Below are 1931 nucleotides of genomic sequence, written 5' to 3' on the forward strand. Positions count from 1 at the left end.
TTAACAAAATGTGACAAAAATCTATTAACGAATCGTATTTTTTGTGTTAATATTCAAAATATAAAGGGTATTCGTCGTATGGAAATGGAGGGAATGGAGGTTTTTCCAATCGATAAGGATATTAAAGAAATATTTTGTTCACACTTGAAAAACAATAGGCACCAATTCGTAGAGAACTGGAAAAACAAAATGATAATTTCCGAAAAAGATCCATTTAAACTAGAAGTAGTTCAAAATGGAGAGGATTTACTAGAGTTAATTATCGAACTTACTATGGAAGATAAAGATATAAATTATCTTCAACCGTTATGTGAGAAAATTGCTATTGAACGTGCTGGAGCAGATGCGAATATTGGAGATTTTGTTTATAACGCAAACGTGGGAAGAAATGAACTTTTCGAAGCGATGTGTGAATTAGATGTTAGCGCTCGTGAATTGAAACCAATTATGGCAAAAATACATACTTGTTTTGACAAATTAATTTATTATACCGTTTTAAAATACTCGGAAATTATATCGAAGAATTTAGAGGAAAAACAGCAATATATTAACGAAACACATAAAGAAAGACTGACGATTTTAGGACAAATGTCAGCTAGTTTTGTACATGAATTTCGTAATCCGCTTACTTCCATTATGGGGTTTGTCAAATTATTAAAGGCAGATCATCCGAGTTTATCGTATTTAGATATTATTTCGCATGAATTAGATCAATTAAATTTTCGTATTTCGCAATTTTTACTCGTATCAAAAAAAGAAATGTGGAATGAATCGGAACGGTTTTGGCTTAATGACTTGTTTCAAGACATTATACAATTCTTATATCCGAGTTTGGTCAATGCGAATGTTTTGATTGAAAAGAATTTACCGTATCCAATTCCGCTTGTTGGTTATCGGAGTGAAGTGAGACAAGTATTTTTAAACATATTAATGAATTCAATTGATGCTCTTGAATCAATGAAAGAAGAACGAAAAATTATCATTGATGTATTTGAAGAAGATCAAGCTATTCGAATTGTGATAAAAAATAATGGACCAATGATTCCAGCTGAAAATGTAGAAACGATTTTTGAACCATTTGTAACTACTAAAAAGTTAGGAACTGGTATTGGATTATTTGTATGTAAACAAATTGTGGAAAAACATAATGGATCCATTATGTGTCGATCAGATAACGATTGGACAGAATTTCAAATTGCATTTCAAAAATAAACAGTCTACACCAAATGAATGGTGTAGACTGTTTTAATTTGTGAGTATAACGGCTTCTAATTTAGGATCTTTAGTTGAATAACCTACTATTGAAATTGTATAAATAACATTTGGTTCAACATTGAATTTCGGTATAGTCAATAAAACGTTTTTATTATCTGCGAGTGAAATTTCAATATCTGCTGTACCAGGGCTAACTTGCAAAAAATCGGTTATTTGTTTAAAGAGTACATTTTCAAATAAATGATCTCCATCTTTTAAATCTACATTTACAACAGGGGTATCTGGAGAGAAATGTGCAAAGCGTATTTTTGCTTGACCAGCTGGTAAATGTGTATTATCAAGTATAGGTTGTAATTGTAGGTGATTATCACTATTTATTGCAGCAAGAGTATAAGTATGATTTCCCATTATTGGTACCAACGCTGAAAAGATTGGAGTTTCATTTCCGACAGGAACAATATCTATACGGTATTTACCTTGCACTAATGATAAATAAGGGCTGAATTGCTTAAATGAAATATTTTTAATAACCTTTTGTCCGTTTACTAAAATGTCAACCGCCGGTATATTTGGATCGGCATGAAAAATTCTTATATGTGACGGTAAAGCAGCTTCTTGTGAGTCTCTTGTTTCATACGCCTGTACAAGTTTTGATAGTGCATCGTAATATTTCATATATAATTCTATATATTTTTTAGGGTTACGAAACTGATAGT

At 31.1% G+C, this 1931-nt stretch carries 2 protein-coding genes; one reads left to right on the top strand and one right to left on the bottom strand.

What is annotated here, in order from left to right:
• Window positions 1-78: 78 nt before the first annotated feature.
• On the top strand, window positions 79-1212 hold the full coding sequence (locus ABWK52_RS26855; RefSeq protein WP_000425086.1) for a BA2291 family sporulation histidine kinase: 1134 nt from the start codon (window positions 79-81) through the stop codon (window positions 1210-1212).
• A gap of 33 nt (window positions 1213-1245) precedes the next feature.
• On the opposite strand, the gene ABWK52_RS26860 is transcribed toward ABWK52_RS26855, so the two are convergent.
• Window positions 1246-1931, bottom strand: a 686-nt coding sequence (locus ABWK52_RS26860; RefSeq protein WP_353772259.1) for a DUF4397 domain-containing protein, incomplete at its 5' end; no start/stop codon positions are given.

The sequence above is a fragment of the Bacillus sp. AP50 genome (assembly GCF_040492675.1).
GTDB classification, from domain to species: Bacteria; Bacillota; Bacilli; order Bacillales; family Bacillaceae_G; genus Bacillus_A; species Bacillus_A cereus.